The sequence below is a fragment of the Oleiagrimonas citrea genome (genome assembly GCF_012395255.1).
In the GTDB taxonomy this organism is placed as follows: Bacteria; Pseudomonadota; Gammaproteobacteria; order Xanthomonadales; family Rhodanobacteraceae; genus Oleiagrimonas; species Oleiagrimonas citrea.
Window position 1 is genome coordinate 168,553 of sequence record NZ_JAAZQD010000002.1, and the last position, 14,189, is coordinate 182,741.

Here is a 14,189-nt window from a genome sequence, read left to right on the forward strand (position 1 = left end):
AACGAAGGGCGATGCATATGCATCGCCCTTCGTCGCTTGCAGATTGTCGCGGAACGCGATTCTTACTGGTTGCCCAACGAGAAGTTGATGCGTCGCCGCATCGTCACCGGGAATGGGCGACCGTTGTTCAGCGCCGGACGGTACTTCCAGCGCTCCACTGCGGAAATCGCCGCACGATCGAAAACATGTCTGGGCTTGGCGTCAAGCACGGTGGCGTTCTTCACATTACCGGAGGCGTCGACCGTGAACTGCACATCCACCCAGCCTTCCTGACGACGGCGGAACGCCACGCTGGGATAACGCGGATTGACGCTGCTCACGAGCACCGCGTTCTGGATACGAACCGGCGCTGGCGCCTGCTTCTTCGGCTGCGCCGGAGCCTGGGCGGTCTGCTGCTCCTGCGGTTGCGTCGTGGCCGGCTTGGACGTGGCATCCGCAGCCTGCGCCTCGGCTGCCTGACGCTTCTTCTCCGCCTCGGCGGCAGCCCGCTGTTTCTGCGCGGCTTGCTGCTTGGCCAGAAGGTCCGCCTGCGCCTGCTGCTGTTCCTTGGTCGCCGTCTTGCGCTGCGCATCGAGCTTGGAGCGCAGGATCGTCAACGTGTAGTTGTCCGGGTCAGCCTTGGCCAGAAGGTCGATCTCGCGCTGTGCTTCATTGAAGTTGCGGCTGTTGATGTCCTGCTCGGCTTCGTTGGCGCCGAACGGGAAAGTTTCGCGGAGCGCTTCTTTCGCCACCTGATTGTTGGGCTGACGCTCCAGAACCTTCAGATAAAACTCGAAAGCGTTGTTGCCCGCCGGTGAAAGCAGACGCTCTTCACGCACGGCCTTGCCGGCCTCGTTGAGCAACTGATCGGTGGACATCGCCGCGACGTTGGCCGGAGGCGGCGTCGACTTGGACACGACTTTCTTCTTGGTCGCGGCCTGCGTCGGACTTTCGCCCTTGGTCGCATCAAGATGCGGCTTGACTACCAGGAACCAGCCTGCCGCAGCGATCACAAGCACGATCAGGCCGGAAAAAATGAAGGTGGACGAGGCCGCGCCTCGCGCGCGACGACGATTTGAAATAGACATTCGGGTATCCATGGTCACTCGCTACGTTGCTACCAGATACCCGCGCCCCCTGTAGTTCCCCTGAAGAAGAACCCAGACCCTGCGGTCTGTTGCAGCGCGGATTCCGGAACAAGGTACCCCCATCACGCGCCACTGCCAATAGCTAAGCCATTCTTTTGACAAGGCGGATACGCACCGGCGCCGCTCCCTGAAACGAAATGCCCCGGAAATCCGGGGCAAATGCAGAGTCTCTGCAAGCTTCCTGCGCTGGGCAGCCACAGGAAGCTTCGTGGCGAACCACGCGTGGAGTCGATCTTATTTGCGCTTGCTGCGACGCGACACGCGCGCAGCCGCAGTGGTCTTCTTGGCCGGCGCCTTGCGAGCCGTCTTCTTGGCCGCCTTCTTCGCTGCCGGCTTCTTGGCGACCTTCTTCACCGCCTTCTTTGCGGTCTTCTTGGTCGCCTTCTTGGCCGTGGTTTTCTTGGCTGCAGTTTTCTTGGCGGCTTTCTTCACCGCTTTCTTGGCGGTTTTCTTGGTCGCCTTCTTGGCCGCGGTTTTCTTGGCGGCCTTCTTCGCCACCGTCTTCTTGACCGCCTTCTTCACAGTCTTCTTCGCTGCGGCCTTCTTGGCCGGCGCGCGCTTGGCAGTGGACTTGCGAGCAGCAGCCGCCTTCTTCACGGTCTTCTTCGCCGTCTTGCGTGCGGTCTTCTTCACAGCGGCCTTCTTGGCGGCAGCCTTCTTGACCGTAGCCTTCTTGGCGGCCGTCTTCTTCACGACTTTTTTAGTGGCTTTCTTCGCGGTGGGTTTCTTGACTGCCTTTTTCGCAGCCGGTTTCTTCGCAGCTTTCTTCGTCGTAGCCATGGTTCGTCTCAGCTCCTCATCAGTTGGCAGTGGTTGCCCAGTAAAGGCATGTAGAAAAGCCTCAACCAACAGGTCGCTATTGGTCGCGTGCCTGAGGTTGCTCACCTGGCGGCGTGTCCGTTCGTCGGAAAGCAGACGCAGCACATGTAGAGGAATGGACACGGTCACCTTGCGCACCGCCCCCGCCTTCTTGCCGTGATCGACATACGGCTTGATGTACTTTGTTCCCGCCATCTTCAAAACCACTCCACCATTGGCCGCAAAAACTAGACCCGTAGAAACGTGGTGTCAATAAAATTCACGTGCCGAATGATCCCGCAAGAACGGCTGCATTCAGTGCACGAAGCGCTTCTTGAAGCGAACTTCGCACATATCGAATCACCAAATGCGCGTGAATTATATAGACGTCTAAACGTTTATACGCGAATACGAAAATAAACAACAACGAAGAAGCCACGCTCACCACGGCACCCGAACCACACGAATGCGCCGCGCCAGAGATCCCCACCGACATGCGAAAACGCCGCCAGACCAGGGCTGACGGCGTTTTCGAAGACATCAGAAGAACGTCATCGAACGCTCCTCACAGACGGGATCAGGAACTCAGTGATCCTCGTCCTCGATCAACTGCGCATAGGCTTCCGGATCGAGCAACTCATCCAGCTCGGCCTTGTCATCGGGACGTACCACGAAGATCCAGCCTTCACCGAACGCGTCCTCGTTGATCGATTCGGGACTGTCGTCGAGCGCGTCATTGACGGCCACCACTTCGCCGTTGACCGGCGAATACACGTCGGATGCCGCCTTGACGGACTCGACTACGGCGCAGCCGTTGTCCGGTCCGACACGCGAACCGATATCGGGCAGTTCGACGTAGACCAGATCGCCGAGCTGGTTCTGCGCATGGTCGGAGATGCCCACACGCACCAGGCCGTCGTCCTCGAGACGCGCCCACTCGTGGGACTTCATGAATTTCAGGTCGCCGGGAATCTCGCTCATGGATCGGTCCTGTCAGGTCGGATGAATGGAAACAATTCTAGTGCCTGGCGCATGGCGCAGGCGAGTTCAAATGCCTTCGCGCGGCTTGCCGTCGCGCACGAACGGATACTTGACCACGCGCACGGGAAGCTCACGGTTGCGGATGGCGACGCGCACATCGCCCAGCTCGCCGCTCGGCACACGCGCAAAGGCGATGGCCTTGCCGAGGGTCGGCGAGAAACTGCCGGAGAGAATCTCGCCCTCGCCGGCTTCGGTCAGAACGGTCTGGCCGTGTCGCAACACGCCTTTCTCGTCGAGGACCAGTCCGATCATGCGGCGCTTCACGCCCTGCTCCTTCTGGGCCTCGAGTGCGCCGCGCCCGATGAAGTCGCGCCCTTCGTCCATGGCGACGGTCCAGCCGAGACTGGCTTCCCACGGCGAGACGTCCTCGTCCATGTCCTGACCGTACAGGTTCATGCCGGCCTCCAGCCGCAACGTGTCGCGCGCGCCGAGTCCGGCCGGCCGCACGCCCGCATCGAGCAGCGCCTGCCACAATTCGACGGCGTGCTCTTCGGGCACCATCACCTCGAAGCCGTCTTCGCCCGTGTAGCCGGTCCGCGCGACGAACAGCGGCACGCCATGCAACGCCTGCGCGGCAGCGGCGTGGAACTTGCCCATCGCCTCGATGCGTTCGCGGTCGACCTCGGCCAGCAGACCGATCATCTTTTCGCGCGCATGGGGGCCCTGCACCGCGATCATGGCGAAATCGTCGCGTACGCGGACCTCGACCTCGAAGGCCTGTGCCTGACGCTCGACCCACGCCAAATCCTTCTCGCGCGTGGCCGCATTGACCACGATGCGGAAGAAATGCTCGCCCAGGTAATAGACGATCAGGTCGTCGATGACGCCGCCGCGCTCGTTGAGCATGCAGGTGTACAACGCCTTGCCGTGCTCGGTCAGCTTGTCGACGCTGTTGGCCAGCAAGCGGCGCAGGAAATCACGCACGCGCTCGCCGTGCAGGTCGACCACGGTCATGTGCGAGACATCGAACATGCCGGCATCCTGGCGCACGGCATGGTGTTCCTCGATCTGCGACCCGTAGTTGATCGGCATATCCCAGCCGCCGAAGTCGACCATGCGCGCGCCCTGTGCGCGATGCGCCTCGTTGAGAACGGTCTTTGCGGTCATGCCTTGCTCGTCAATCGTGGAACGGGCGGGCATTATCGCCGCCCCGTCACGGCAATTCCAAGGGCCGGCGTCAGCCGATGTGCCGAAAGGTAAGGTTGAGGCGGGCCCTGGCCACGCGTTTGCTGCGCGGAAGAGCGTGCCGGTAGTTCCGTTGCGTCGCGCCCGCCATGCGCAGCAGACTTCCATGCGCGAGCTCCAGATCCAGGCTGCGCCGGGAATCGTCGCGGGCGCGCAGACGGAAGCGCCGCGTCACGCCGAGACTGACGCTGGCGATCACCGGCTCGGAGCCCAGTTCGGGTTCGTCGTCACTGTGCCAGCCCATGGCGTCATCGCCGTCACGATACAAATTCGCCAGCACGCTGTTGAACGACACATCGCAAGTTTCCTGCACGCGCTCACGCAGCTCCAGCAGCGCAGGCGTCCATGCATGCGGCGCAAATCGCACGCCGGAATACTGATAGTCCGTCCCGGGATCGCCGATCCAGCAACTCAATCTCGGTGCCAACACCTCGCGCCCGAACAGCCGCAAACGATGTTGCGTGAAGGGAATTTCACCGTGCAGGCCATGCAGTAACCGGTCGGCATCGTCGATGGCCAGCCATTGCGGCCACAGCGTCAGCTCCGCCCCCGGAAGGTCGGGGCGCAGACACGTTTCATGTTCGACCAGGAGCGAGCCTTGCACGATGCCCCCCCTGCCTCAGGCGCCCTGTGCCGGCTCGATGGGATACATCGGCTCCGCATCGAGACTGGCCGCGCATACCTGCGCCAGTTCGAGCAGACGCAGGTCCGAACCGCGCGGTCCCACGAACTGCAGACCAGCCGGCATCCCCGACGCGGTCATGCCCATCGGAATGCTGACCGAAGGACAGCCCGCGAGGCTGGCGAAACTGGTCAGATCGGCCTGATTCGCCGGCACCGGCGCATCCAGCGCGAACGCCGTCTGCGGCGTGGTCGGCAGCACCAGCACGTCGACCTGCGCGAACAGACGGCGCATCTTCAGCACGGCGGCGTCGAGCACGCGATCGGCTGCCGCGTAGTCGGCGGCCGAGCAGCCCTGCGCGTAGGCAATCATCGAACGGAAATCTTCCGAAACCGGATGCGCCGTGTCCGCCAGGTCCCCGGCGAATGTACCCAGCATCTCTGCCTCCATCAGCAGCAAGCCGGCACGCCGCGTACGGGCGAAGTCCCAGTCGGAAAAATCGACGGTGCGACGTTCGCCCAGCTCGAACGGCAGCCGGCCCACGGCGGCATCGAACAACTCGGCGACCTCATCGTCGACGCCAATGCCGCGAAGATCCGGCAGCAGGCCGCTGCGCAGCCGACCCGGCTCCCAGTCCGGCGGCGAGAACGCCACGCGACGGTGGCGCGAGCGCGGGTCGTCGGCGTCGTATCCGGCCAGGACCTGCAACAGCACGGTCAGATCATCGACGCTGCGCGCCAGCAGTCCGACTGCATCCAACCGGCGTGCCGCCGGCACTACGCCGCGCGCGGAAATCTCGCCGTGCGTGGGTTTGAGTGCATAGATCCCGCAATAGCTGGCCGGAATGCGCACCGAGCCCAGGCTGTCGGTGCCGATGGCGACCGCGGCCATGCCCGACGCGACCGCCGCGGCCGAACCGCCGGACGAACCGCCTGCGGTGTAGCCCGCACGATGCGGATTCTGTGTGGCGCCGTAATGCGCGTTGTGGGTCACCGCGCCCAGCGCGCCCTCGTCCATGTTGGTCTTTCCCAGCATCACCGCACCGGCGGCGCGCAGACGCGAGACCACATGCGCATCCTGCGCGACGTCTTGCTCGCCACGGCTGGGCATGCCGGCTCGCGTGGGCCAGCCGGCGATGTCGATGTTGTCCTTGATCGCCACGGGAATGCCGTCCAGCCGGCCGATCACGCTCTGCTTGCGGCGCTTCTCGGCACCGACGACCTGGTCCTGCACCAGCGCGGAACGCAAGTCGACGAACGCGTTCATGTGCGGATCGAAGCGCTCGATGGCTTCCATGCAGGCATCCGCCAGCAGTTGCGGGCGGGTGCGACCGATGGCCAGCCAGTGCAGCAACTGGCACATGCTGGCGCGACGCAGATCGCTGGCGGTCAAGGACGAAGATGTATTCATGGGACTCCCGTGGTGCAGACCGCCCGTGCGGCCCATTTCCATGAACGCGCAAATCGCCGCGCAACGCAAGCATTTGCCGGTCGGGCCGCGAACACGGACAATTACCGTCTGCCCGCGCTGTCGCGCGATCCGCACGGCGTCTTCCGCGCCGCGCGCCATCCACGTCCACACGGAGCCTGACATGAGCGAACGCGAAACGATGGAATACGACGTCATCACCGTGGGCGCAGGCCCGGCGGGGCTGGCGTTCGCGATCCGGCTCAAGCAGCTCAAGCCCGAGCTGAACGTGTGCGTGATCGAAAAGGCGTCCACCGTCGGCGCACAGATTCTCTCCGGCGCGGTGATCGAGCCCGAGCCGCTCAACGCCCTGCTGCCCGAATGGGGCAAGAACCCGCCGCCGATCTGCGTGCCGGTCGCCGAGGACGAACTCTGGATGCTGCGCGACCACGAGAACGCCAGCAAGCTGCCGACGCCGCCGCAGATGCACAACCACGGCAATTACATCGTCAGTCTCGGCGCGTTGTGCGCGTGGCTGGCGCCGCAGGCCGAAGCGTTGGGCGTGGACATTTTCCCCGGCTTCGCCGCGGCCGAACCGGTGTTCGACGACCACGGCGCCGTGGCCGGCGTGCGCATCGGCGACATGGGCGTGGCCCGCGATGGCTCCGAGAAGCCGGGCTACACCCAGGGCATCGACATCAAGGCCAAGGTCACCGTGCTGGCCGAAGGCTGCCGCGGACACTTGTCCAAGCAGCTGATCAAGAAGTTCGCGCTGGACCGGGACAGCGACCCGCAGACCTACGGTATCGGCATGAAGGAACTGTGGCAGGTGCCCGAGGGCCGCGTCACGCCGGGCAAGGTCGTGCACACGCTGGGCTGGCCGTTGGATCCGAAGACCTACGGCGGCAGCTTCATCTATCATCTGGACGACAACCGCGTCGCCATCGGCTTCGTCGCCGGCCTCGACTACGAGGACCCGAACTTCTCGCCGTTCGAGGCGTTCCAGCAACTCAAGCATCATCCGAAGGTGAAGGCGCTGCTCGAAGGCGGCCAGATCCTTTCCGGCGGCGCACGCGCGCTGGTCGAGGGCGGCTACCAGTCACTGCCGAAGACCGAGATGCCCGGCGCGATGCTGATCGGCGATGCCGCCGGCCTGCTCAACGTGCCCAAGATCAAGGGCACGCACCAGGCCATCCGCTCCGGCATGCTCGCCGCCGAGCACGTGGCCGAGCACGGCAGCAGCGAAGGTTTCGACCGCGCGTTGCGCGAGTCGGCCGCCGTCGCCGAACTGAAGAAGGTGCGTAACATCCGCCCGGGCTTCCACAAGGGTCTGTGGTTTGGCCTGTTCAACGCCGCCTGGGAAACCGTCACCGGCGGCCTGTCGCCGTGGACGCTGAAGAACCGCGCCGACTGGTCCTCGCTGCACCGGCTGGGACAGTACGAGAGTCCGAAACGCGACTATGTCGACCGCGACCTGCCACCTCGCGACCGTCTCGCCAGCGTGTACTTTGCCGCCACCGAGCACGACGAAGACCAGCCGGTGCACCTGAAGGTATCCGACACCAACGTGTGCATCACTCAGTGCGCCGAGGAATACGGCAATCCGTGCACGCGATTCTGTCCGGCCAATGTCTACGAGATCGTCGAGGACGAAGCTGGCAAGCGCCTGCAGATCAACGCGGCCAATTGCGTGCACTGCAAGACCTGCGACATCAAGGATCCCTATCAGATCATCGACTGGGTGACGCCGGAGGGCGGCTCGGGGCCGAGCTACCAGAACCTGTGACCGTTCCGCACCGCGACGAACGCCCCGCACTTCACCCGCGCGCATGACTCGCTCCCGCGCCACGCCGCTGCCTCGCAATGTGCGCCTGCTGATGGGCATGCGCACGGCGCGCAGCCTCGGCCAGGGCGCGATGGTGGCGGCCTTCGCGCTCTACCTGCACGCGATGGGCTGGACCGGCACCGCCATCGGCGCGGTGCTCATGGGCGGTCTGCTGGTCGGAAGCGTGCTGACCATGGCGGTCGGCCCGCTCAGCGATCGCGGACGGCGCCGCGCATTCCTGATCGGCTACGACCTGCTGCAGATCGTCGCAGCCCTGGTGGCGATGTTCACCGTCACGCCGTGGTTGCTGGTAGCCGCGGCCATATTCGGCGGTTTCGGCCGCGGCGCGAATGGCGCAGCCGGTCCGTTTTCACCGGTCGAACAGGCGTGGATGTCGATCGAGCTTCCCGCCGAGCGCCGCAGCAGCGTGTTCAGCCGCAACATGGCGCTCGGCTTCAGCGGCATGGCCGCCGGCGCGCTGCTCGCCGCCCTGCCGGCCTGGATCATGGGGCATGCGCTGGACGTCCAGAGCTACCGCCTACTGTTCCTGCTGCCGCTGCTGAGTTCGCTGGTCAGCCTGGCCTTGCTTCTCGCGGCGCGGGAACCGCGCATGCCGCCCGCCGTGAAGCAGACCGAGGCCCAGGCCGGCGACCGACGTCGCGAAGAGAACCGCCTTATCGGCCGCCTGGCGCTGGTCAACGTCCTCAATGGATTGGCCATCGGACTGACCGGGCCACTGATCGCCTACTGGTTCGCGGTGAAGTTCCATCGTGACCTCAGCGTCATCGCCCCGGGACTCGCGCTCGGCTTCGTGCTCGGCGCATTCGGCGCCATGCTGGCCAGCCGCCTGGCGCGCCGGCGCGGCGTCGTGCATACCGTGGTCACGCTGCGCGGCACCGGACTATTGCTGCTCGCGGCGATGCCCCTGGTGCCCTGGTTCTGGGTCGCCATGGCGCTGTACGTCCTGCGCGGCGCCTGCAATCGCGGCACCATCGGCGTGCGCCAGGCGCTGACCGTCGGACTGACTGGCGCCGAACGCCGCGGCCTGGTCAGCAGCGTGCAGAACATCTCCCTGCAGATTCCCCGCGCCATCGGCCCCGTACTCGGCGGCGCACTCTTCCATGCCGGCTATCTGACCATTCCTTTCCTCATCGGCGCCGTGCTGCAGGGGCTGTACCTGCTGCTCTACGTGCGCTTCTTCGGCAAGCACCCAGCCGCACGGGCGGGCATCGTCCGCGCTTCCTGAACGACATCTTCGCGCGCGCAGTTCAGGCCGACCCGTCACTCGGGTTAGAATAAGCGTTTGAATTAACGGTGCCGCGCAAGCATGGGCACCCGAACCCGAGATATCGAAGGAATCGCTGATGAAGATCCTGGTCGGCTACAAGCGTGTTGTGGACTACAACGTACGCGTGCAGGTCAAGCCGGACGGCTCCGGCGTCGCCACCGACGGCGTCAAGCTGTCGGCCAACCCGTTCGACGACATCGCGCTGGAAGAAGCGCTGCGCCTGCGCGAGAAAGGCGTGGCGGAAGAAATCGTGATCGTCGGCATCGGTCCGGCGGATCTCACCGCACACCTGCGCAATGGCCTGGCGATGGGCGCCAACCGCGCCATCCACGTCACCACCGACGGCGCACCGCAACCGCTGACGGCCGCGCGCACCTTCCTCAAGCTGATCGAGAAGGAATCGCCGGACCTGGTGATCTTGGGCAAGCAGGCCATCGACGACGACGCCAACCAGACCGGCCAGATGCTGGCCGCGCTGTGGGGGCGTCCGCAGGCCACTTTCGCCAGCGAGTTGGCCATCGCCGACGGCAAGGCCACGGTGACCCGCGAGGTCGACGCCGGCCTGGAGACCATCGAGGCCGAGCTGCCCGCCGTGGTCACCACCGACCTGCGCCTCAACGAGCCGCGCTTCATCAAGCTGCCGGACATCATGAAGGCCAAGTCCAAGCCCATCGACGTGATCGAGTTCGACAGCCTCGGCGTGGACAGCGGTGACCACCTGAAGACCACGAACTATGCCCCGCCGCCGAAGCGCAGCAAGGGCGAGATGGTCGAAGACGCCGCCGGACTGGTGGCCGCCCTGAAGCAGAAAGGCCTGCTGTAACCGCACCCTGATCCCGCTTCGCCGCGGGCCGGCCGCGCATCGCGCCGCCTGCGGAACGAAGCCTCACGAGACACGAAGGACAATCATCATGAGCAAGATCCTGGTCATCGCCGAACATCTCGACGGCACGCTCAACGGCGCCACCGCGCGCGTGGTCAGCGCCGCGTCCGCCGTCGGCGCCGAAGCCATCGACGTGCTGGTCCTGGGCGACGCGCCCGACGCCGTGGCCGCCGAAGCCGCCAAGATCGAAGGCGTCAGCCGCGTGCTGACCGTGACCCGCGCCGAGAACGCGCACATGCTGGCCGCCACCGCCGCACCGCAGATCGCCAAGGCTGCCGAGGGCTACAGCCACGTGTTCGGCCCGTCCACCACCACCGGCAAGGACCTGATGCCGCGCGTCGCCGCGCTGCTGGGCGTGGCCCAGGTCAGCGACGTCATGACCGTCGAGAGCAGCCACGTCTTCACGCGCCCGATCTATGCCGGCAATGCCATCGTCACCGTCGAAGCCCCGGCCGACCAGACCGTGGTCGCCACCATCCGCTCGGCCTCGTGGAAGGCCGCCGCCAGCGGCGACAGTGCTGCGCCGGTCGAAGCGCTGGAGCTGGACGCCGAGCTGCCGACGCACACCCGCTTCGTCCAACTCAAGCAGGACAAGAGCGACCGCCCCGACCTGCAGAGCGCCCCGCGCGTGATCTCCGGCGGCCGCGGCGTCGGCTCGAAGGAGAACTTCGATGTCATCTACAAGCTGGCCGACAAGATGAACGCCGCCGTCGGTGCCTCGCGCGCCGCGGTCGACGCCGGCTACGTGCCCAACGACATGCAGGTCGGCCAGACCGGCAAGATCATCGCACCGGAGCTGTACATGGCCTTCGGCATCTCCGGCGCCATCCAGCACCTGACCGGCATCAAGGACGCCGGCACCATCGTCGCCATCAACAAGGACGCCGACGCGCCGATCTTCGAGATCGCCGATATCGGCCTGGTCGGCGATCTGTTCAAGATCATTCCAGAGATCGAGGCCGCGCTGGGCTGACCGGCACACCGCTGTGCATCATCATGGCCAACCCATGCAGGTCCTGTTCTGGGGTTGCTACGACAAGGGCAAGCCTAGGACGCGCATCCTGATCGCCGGATTGCGCTCTCGTGGCGTCGATGTGGACGAAATCTGCGCACCGATCTGGCAGAACATCGAAGACAAATCCCAGGTTCGCGGACTCGGGGCGAAAATGCGCCTCGGCCTGCGTTGGCTCGGTTCCTATCCACGGCTGTTATGGCGTCTGGCACGCACGCGCAAGCCGGACGTCATCGTGGTCGGATACCCCGGTTTGCTGGATGTACTGCTCGCATGGCCGATCGCACGTCTACGCAAGATTCCTCTTGTCTGGGACGTCTTCATATCGGTGTACGACACCGTGGTCATGGATCGGAAGCTGTTCGCCATCAACAGCATCAAAGCGCGCCTGCTGATGCACCTGGAACGACTCGGCATGCATTGCGCAGACAGACTATGCATGGACACTGCCGCGCATGCCAGGCGACTGGAAACCTTGTTTGGACTCGCACCAAGCAGTTGCGCGAGCGTGTGGGTCGGTGTCGAGCGCGAGGTTTTCACCCGACCTGCACCGGCCGCAGATACGACCACGAACGATGGCCGCATCACCGTCTTGTTCTACGGGCAGTTCATTCCCTTGCATGGCATCGAAACGATCGTGCGCGCTGCCGGGATCCTGCGCGAAGAACCTTTCGACTGGATTCTGATTGGCAAAGGCCAGGAGTCGAGCCGCGTCCGGCAGATGCTTGATGACGATCCTTTGCAGCACGTCACCTGGATCGACTGGGTTCCCTATCCGGAGTTGGAAGGCTGGATCGCGAAGGCCGACGTGTGCCTGGGCATCTTCGGTACTTCGGAAAAGGCTTCGTGCGTCATACCCAATAAGGTGTTCCAGATCGTGGCTTCCGGCAAACCGCTAATCACCGGCGACTCACCGGCGATTCGCGAACTGCTCTCGCCAGCACCGCCCTGTACCTATCTTGTGCCCATGGGTGATGCCGAAGCCTTGGCCGACGCCTTGCGCACACATCAAAAGCAGATCGCCGATGGGCATACCGATACGCATTGCTGCCACGAGCAGGCCATACTCCAATTCGACGAATCGGCCATCGGCACCCAATTCGTCCGCGTCCTCGAAAACACCTTGGTGAATCATGCCCGACAGATTAGACATTGACCCCTTGCTCGGGCCATTCGCCCCCGACCTGGGCTGGGTTCCAGCTCCACGCTACCTTCTTCGTCGCCGACGCATCCTTCGTCAACTGCGCCGACAGCATTGCGCGCGGGTACTGGAGATTGGCTGCGGAGCAGGAATGCTCTTGCAGGAACTGAGCCAACAAGGTGTGCAATGCACGGCACTGGAAACCTCGCCGCAAGCGCGAAAACTGATCCAAGAGATCGGACGCCGATCCGGCCACGCCGTAGCACTTCACGACGCCCCATCCCCTACATGGGCAGGCATGTTTCCACTGCTGATGGCTTTTGAAGTGCTCGAACATATTGAAGACGATGCGCTCGCCCTTGAAGAGTGGCGGACGTGGATGCAGCCCGATGGCTTGATGCTGATGTCGGTCCCGGCACACACCAGGCTTTGGAGCGCTGCCGATGTCTGGGCTGGGCATTATCGCCGCTACAGTAAAAAAAACCTGCTCTCACTGCTTACGCGATGTGGGTTTGAGGTCGAGCATATCGAATGCTTCGGATTCCCACTTGGTAACCTAACCGAACGAATTCAAGCGCGCAGTATCGCGAAATCGCAGACGGTGCATGCCACCCACGAGGCCAACAACGCACGAAGCGGAATCGAGCGCAACCATGTCATGCGCTATTTCCCATGGATGAAAAGCATGCCCGGGAAGCTTGCCTTACGCTGTGCTTTCGCGGCGCAGGCAGCCTTCAGCACCATGCCCTTCGGAAACGGATATCTGGTCCGCGCACGGAGGCGGGGATGAAACGCGTCTTTCGCTTGGCGGGTATCGCAATTGCGCTCGCCACAGGTGTTTTCTTTATCCTGTACGCCAAGCGCGCCATACACGGCCACGACCTCAGCGCACTACTGCAAGCCAACGTGATCGGGGCACTGATTACGCTCGTATTGCTTTACGTGTGCTTGATTCCGATCACGGCCCTGGCCTGGACTTGGCTACTGCGTGGCCTCGGCCAGCGTATTGCCTATCTCTCCACGTTGGCCATTCTTGCGGTCACCCAATTCGGCAAATACATGCCCGGCAATGTGGCCCAACACATCGGTCGCCTGGCCATGGCCCGGCGCACCATGCCGATGACACCCGTCGTGCTGTCGATGACCTACGAAACACTCTTGACCATTGTGGCATGCGCGCACGTCGCCACCCTGACGCTATTGTGGGCACCGCATAGCGTCCTGAGCCGACTACCCCTCGGTGATCACCGACAGGCCCTGCTGGTGACCGTCACGCTTGGCGCTCTTATCGCTCTGTCGATTCTTCCCAGGCTGGCCTCCAAGATCACCCATCGCCGTCTCGGCGCACTACACCCCTGCACTGCATCGAACGAACTTGTAAACACGTTTCACCCAGGCTGGAAGCGCGCAGCATCATGTTACGCCATGTATGTGCTGAATTTTCTTCTGATCGGCATCGGCTTGTGGTGGCTGTCTCGGGTACTTGCGCCCGTCGAGTCGGCACATACGAACCCCGTGTTTTTCGCCGGCGCCTTTGCTGCCAGCTGGGTGCTGGGATTTCTCGCACCCGGTGCGCCGGCTGGACTTGGGGTGCGTGAAGCTCTGCTCACCATCATACTGGGCACCTATTTCGCACCGGCAAGTGCAGTCATTCTCATCGTAAGCCTGCGTATTGCAACGACGCTGGGCGACCTGCTGAATTTCTGCTTCGGCTTCGTGCTCAATCTACGCCTGCGCAAATCCGTCTCTCCCCATCCCTCGGGTTGACTCCGCCGACCGATAGTTCGCGCACCGCTGATTCATGCATGAACAGCCATGAATATGCCGATAGCGCCTCGGATGGCGAGACCGCTGTCACTT

General features: G+C 63.8%; 13 protein-coding genes. 7 read left to right on the plus strand and 6 right to left on the minus strand.

What is annotated here, in order from left to right; translation table 11 throughout:
• Positions 1-62: 62 nt before the first annotated feature.
• The 6 genes from HF690_RS04715 to HF690_RS04740 form a co-directional block, all read right to left on the minus strand.
• Positions 63-1,067 carry an energy transducer TonB gene (locus HF690_RS04715; RefSeq protein WP_240151589.1) on the minus strand — a complete coding sequence of 335 codons (1,005 nt, stop codon included), beginning with the start codon at positions 1,065-1,067 and terminating at the stop codon, positions 63-65.
• A gap of 294 nt (positions 1,068-1,361) precedes the next feature.
• Positions 1,362-2,141: a met regulon transcriptional regulator MetJ gene (gene metJ, locus HF690_RS15185; protein WP_168608634.1), complete on the minus strand. Its 780-nt coding sequence runs from the start codon at positions 2,139-2,141 to the stop codon at positions 1,362-1,364.
• Between the two features lie 369 nt (positions 2,142-2,510).
• Positions 2,511-2,906 carry a glycine cleavage system protein GcvH gene (gene gcvH / locus HF690_RS04725; RefSeq protein WP_113064393.1) on the minus strand — a complete coding sequence of 132 codons (396 nt, stop codon included), beginning with the start codon at positions 2,904-2,906 and terminating at the stop codon, positions 2,511-2,513.
• A 66-nt stretch (positions 2,907-2,972) separates the two neighbouring features.
• Positions 2,973-4,073 (minus strand): glycine cleavage system aminomethyltransferase GcvT, encoded by a 1,101-nt coding sequence (gene gcvT, locus HF690_RS04730; RefSeq protein ID WP_168608635.1) that lies wholly within the window; start codon positions 4,071-4,073, stop codon positions 2,973-2,975.
• A gap of 70 nt (positions 4,074-4,143) precedes the next feature.
• Entirely contained in the window at positions 4,144-4,755 is a 612-nt protein-coding gene (locus HF690_RS04735) for an alpha-ketoglutarate-dependent dioxygenase AlkB family protein (protein ID WP_338042876.1), read from the minus strand.
• Positions 4,756-4,770: 15 nt separating this feature from the next.
• Positions 4,771-6,183, minus strand: coding sequence for an amidase (locus HF690_RS04740; protein ID WP_168608636.1), 1,413 nt, complete (start codon positions 6,181-6,183; stop codon positions 4,771-4,773).
• Positions 6,184-6,364: 181 nt separating this feature from the next.
• On the opposite strand from HF690_RS04740, the gene HF690_RS04745 reads away from it, so the two are divergent.
• From HF690_RS04745 to HF690_RS04775, 7 genes are all read left to right on the plus strand, one after another.
• The gene (locus tag HF690_RS04745) at positions 6,365-7,966 is read left to right on the plus strand and encodes an electron transfer flavoprotein-ubiquinone oxidoreductase (RefSeq protein ID WP_113064391.1); all 1,602 of its coding nucleotides are present in this window, start codon (positions 6,365-6,367) and stop codon (positions 7,964-7,966) included.
• Positions 7,967-8,009: 43 nt separating this feature from the next.
• Positions 8,010-9,251 (plus strand): MFS transporter, encoded by a 1,242-nt coding sequence (locus HF690_RS04750; protein WP_168608637.1) that lies wholly within the window; start codon positions 8,010-8,012, stop codon positions 9,249-9,251.
• 118 nt (positions 9,252-9,369) lie between these two features.
• Positions 9,370-10,116, plus strand: a complete 747-nt coding sequence (locus HF690_RS04755; protein ID WP_168608638.1) for an electron transfer flavoprotein subunit beta/FixA family protein — start codon at positions 9,370-9,372, stop codon at positions 10,114-10,116.
• A gap of 88 nt (positions 10,117-10,204) precedes the next feature.
• On the plus strand, positions 10,205-11,149 hold the full coding sequence (locus HF690_RS04760) for an electron transfer flavoprotein subunit alpha/FixB family protein (protein WP_168608639.1): 945 nt from the start codon (positions 10,205-10,207) through the stop codon (positions 11,147-11,149).
• Between the two features lie 34 nt (positions 11,150-11,183).
• Positions 11,184-12,344: a glycosyltransferase gene (locus HF690_RS04765; protein WP_168608640.1), complete on the plus strand. Its 1,161-nt coding sequence runs from the start codon at positions 11,184-11,186 to the stop codon at positions 12,342-12,344.
• Positions 12,322-13,119 carry a class I SAM-dependent methyltransferase gene (locus tag HF690_RS04770; RefSeq protein WP_168608641.1) on the plus strand — a complete coding sequence of 266 codons (798 nt, stop codon included), beginning with the start codon at positions 12,322-12,324 and terminating at the stop codon, positions 13,117-13,119. Before HF690_RS04765 ends, HF690_RS04770 begins: the two co-directional genes overlap by 23 nt.
• Complete coding sequence (locus HF690_RS04775) at positions 13,116-14,096, plus strand: lysylphosphatidylglycerol synthase domain-containing protein (protein ID WP_168608642.1); 981 nt, start codon at positions 13,116-13,118, stop codon at positions 14,094-14,096. Before HF690_RS04770 ends, HF690_RS04775 begins: the two co-directional genes overlap by 4 nt.
• The last annotated feature ends 93 nt before the right edge of the window (positions 14,097-14,189 follow it).

Coding starts and splice junctions, on each gene's coding strand:
- HF690_RS04715 (WP_240151589.1), bottom strand. CDS start 1,067: ATGTCTATTTCAAATCGTCGTCGCGCGCGAGGCGCGGCCTCGTCCACC.
- gcvT (WP_168608635.1), bottom strand. CDS start 4,073: ATGACCGCAAAGACCGTTCTCAACGAGGCGCATCGCGCACAGGGCGCG.
- HF690_RS04760 (WP_168608639.1), top strand. CDS start 10,205: ATGAGCAAGATCCTGGTCATCGCCGAACATCTCGACGGCACGCTCAAC.
- HF690_RS04770 (WP_168608641.1), top strand. CDS start 12,322: ATGCCCGACAGATTAGACATTGACCCCTTGCTCGGGCCATTCGCCCCC.
- HF690_RS04765 (WP_168608640.1), top strand. CDS start 11,184: ATGCAGGTCCTGTTCTGGGGTTGCTACGACAAGGGCAAGCCTAGGACG.
- HF690_RS04740 (WP_168608636.1), bottom strand. CDS start 6,183: ATGAATACATCTTCGTCCTTGACCGCCAGCGATCTGCGTCGCGCCAGC.
- HF690_RS04755 (WP_168608638.1), top strand. CDS start 9,370: ATGAAGATCCTGGTCGGCTACAAGCGTGTTGTGGACTACAACGTACGC.
- HF690_RS04750 (WP_168608637.1), top strand. CDS start 8,010: ATGACTCGCTCCCGCGCCACGCCGCTGCCTCGCAATGTGCGCCTGCTG.
- HF690_RS04745 (WP_113064391.1), top strand. CDS start 6,365: ATGAGCGAACGCGAAACGATGGAATACGACGTCATCACCGTGGGCGCA.
- gcvH (WP_113064393.1), bottom strand. CDS start 2,906: ATGAGCGAGATTCCCGGCGACCTGAAATTCATGAAGTCCCACGAGTGG.
- HF690_RS04775 (WP_168608642.1), top strand. CDS start 13,116: ATGAAACGCGTCTTTCGCTTGGCGGGTATCGCAATTGCGCTCGCCACA.
- metJ (WP_168608634.1), bottom strand. CDS start 2,141: ATGGCGGGAACAAAGTACATCAAGCCGTATGTCGATCACGGCAAGAAG.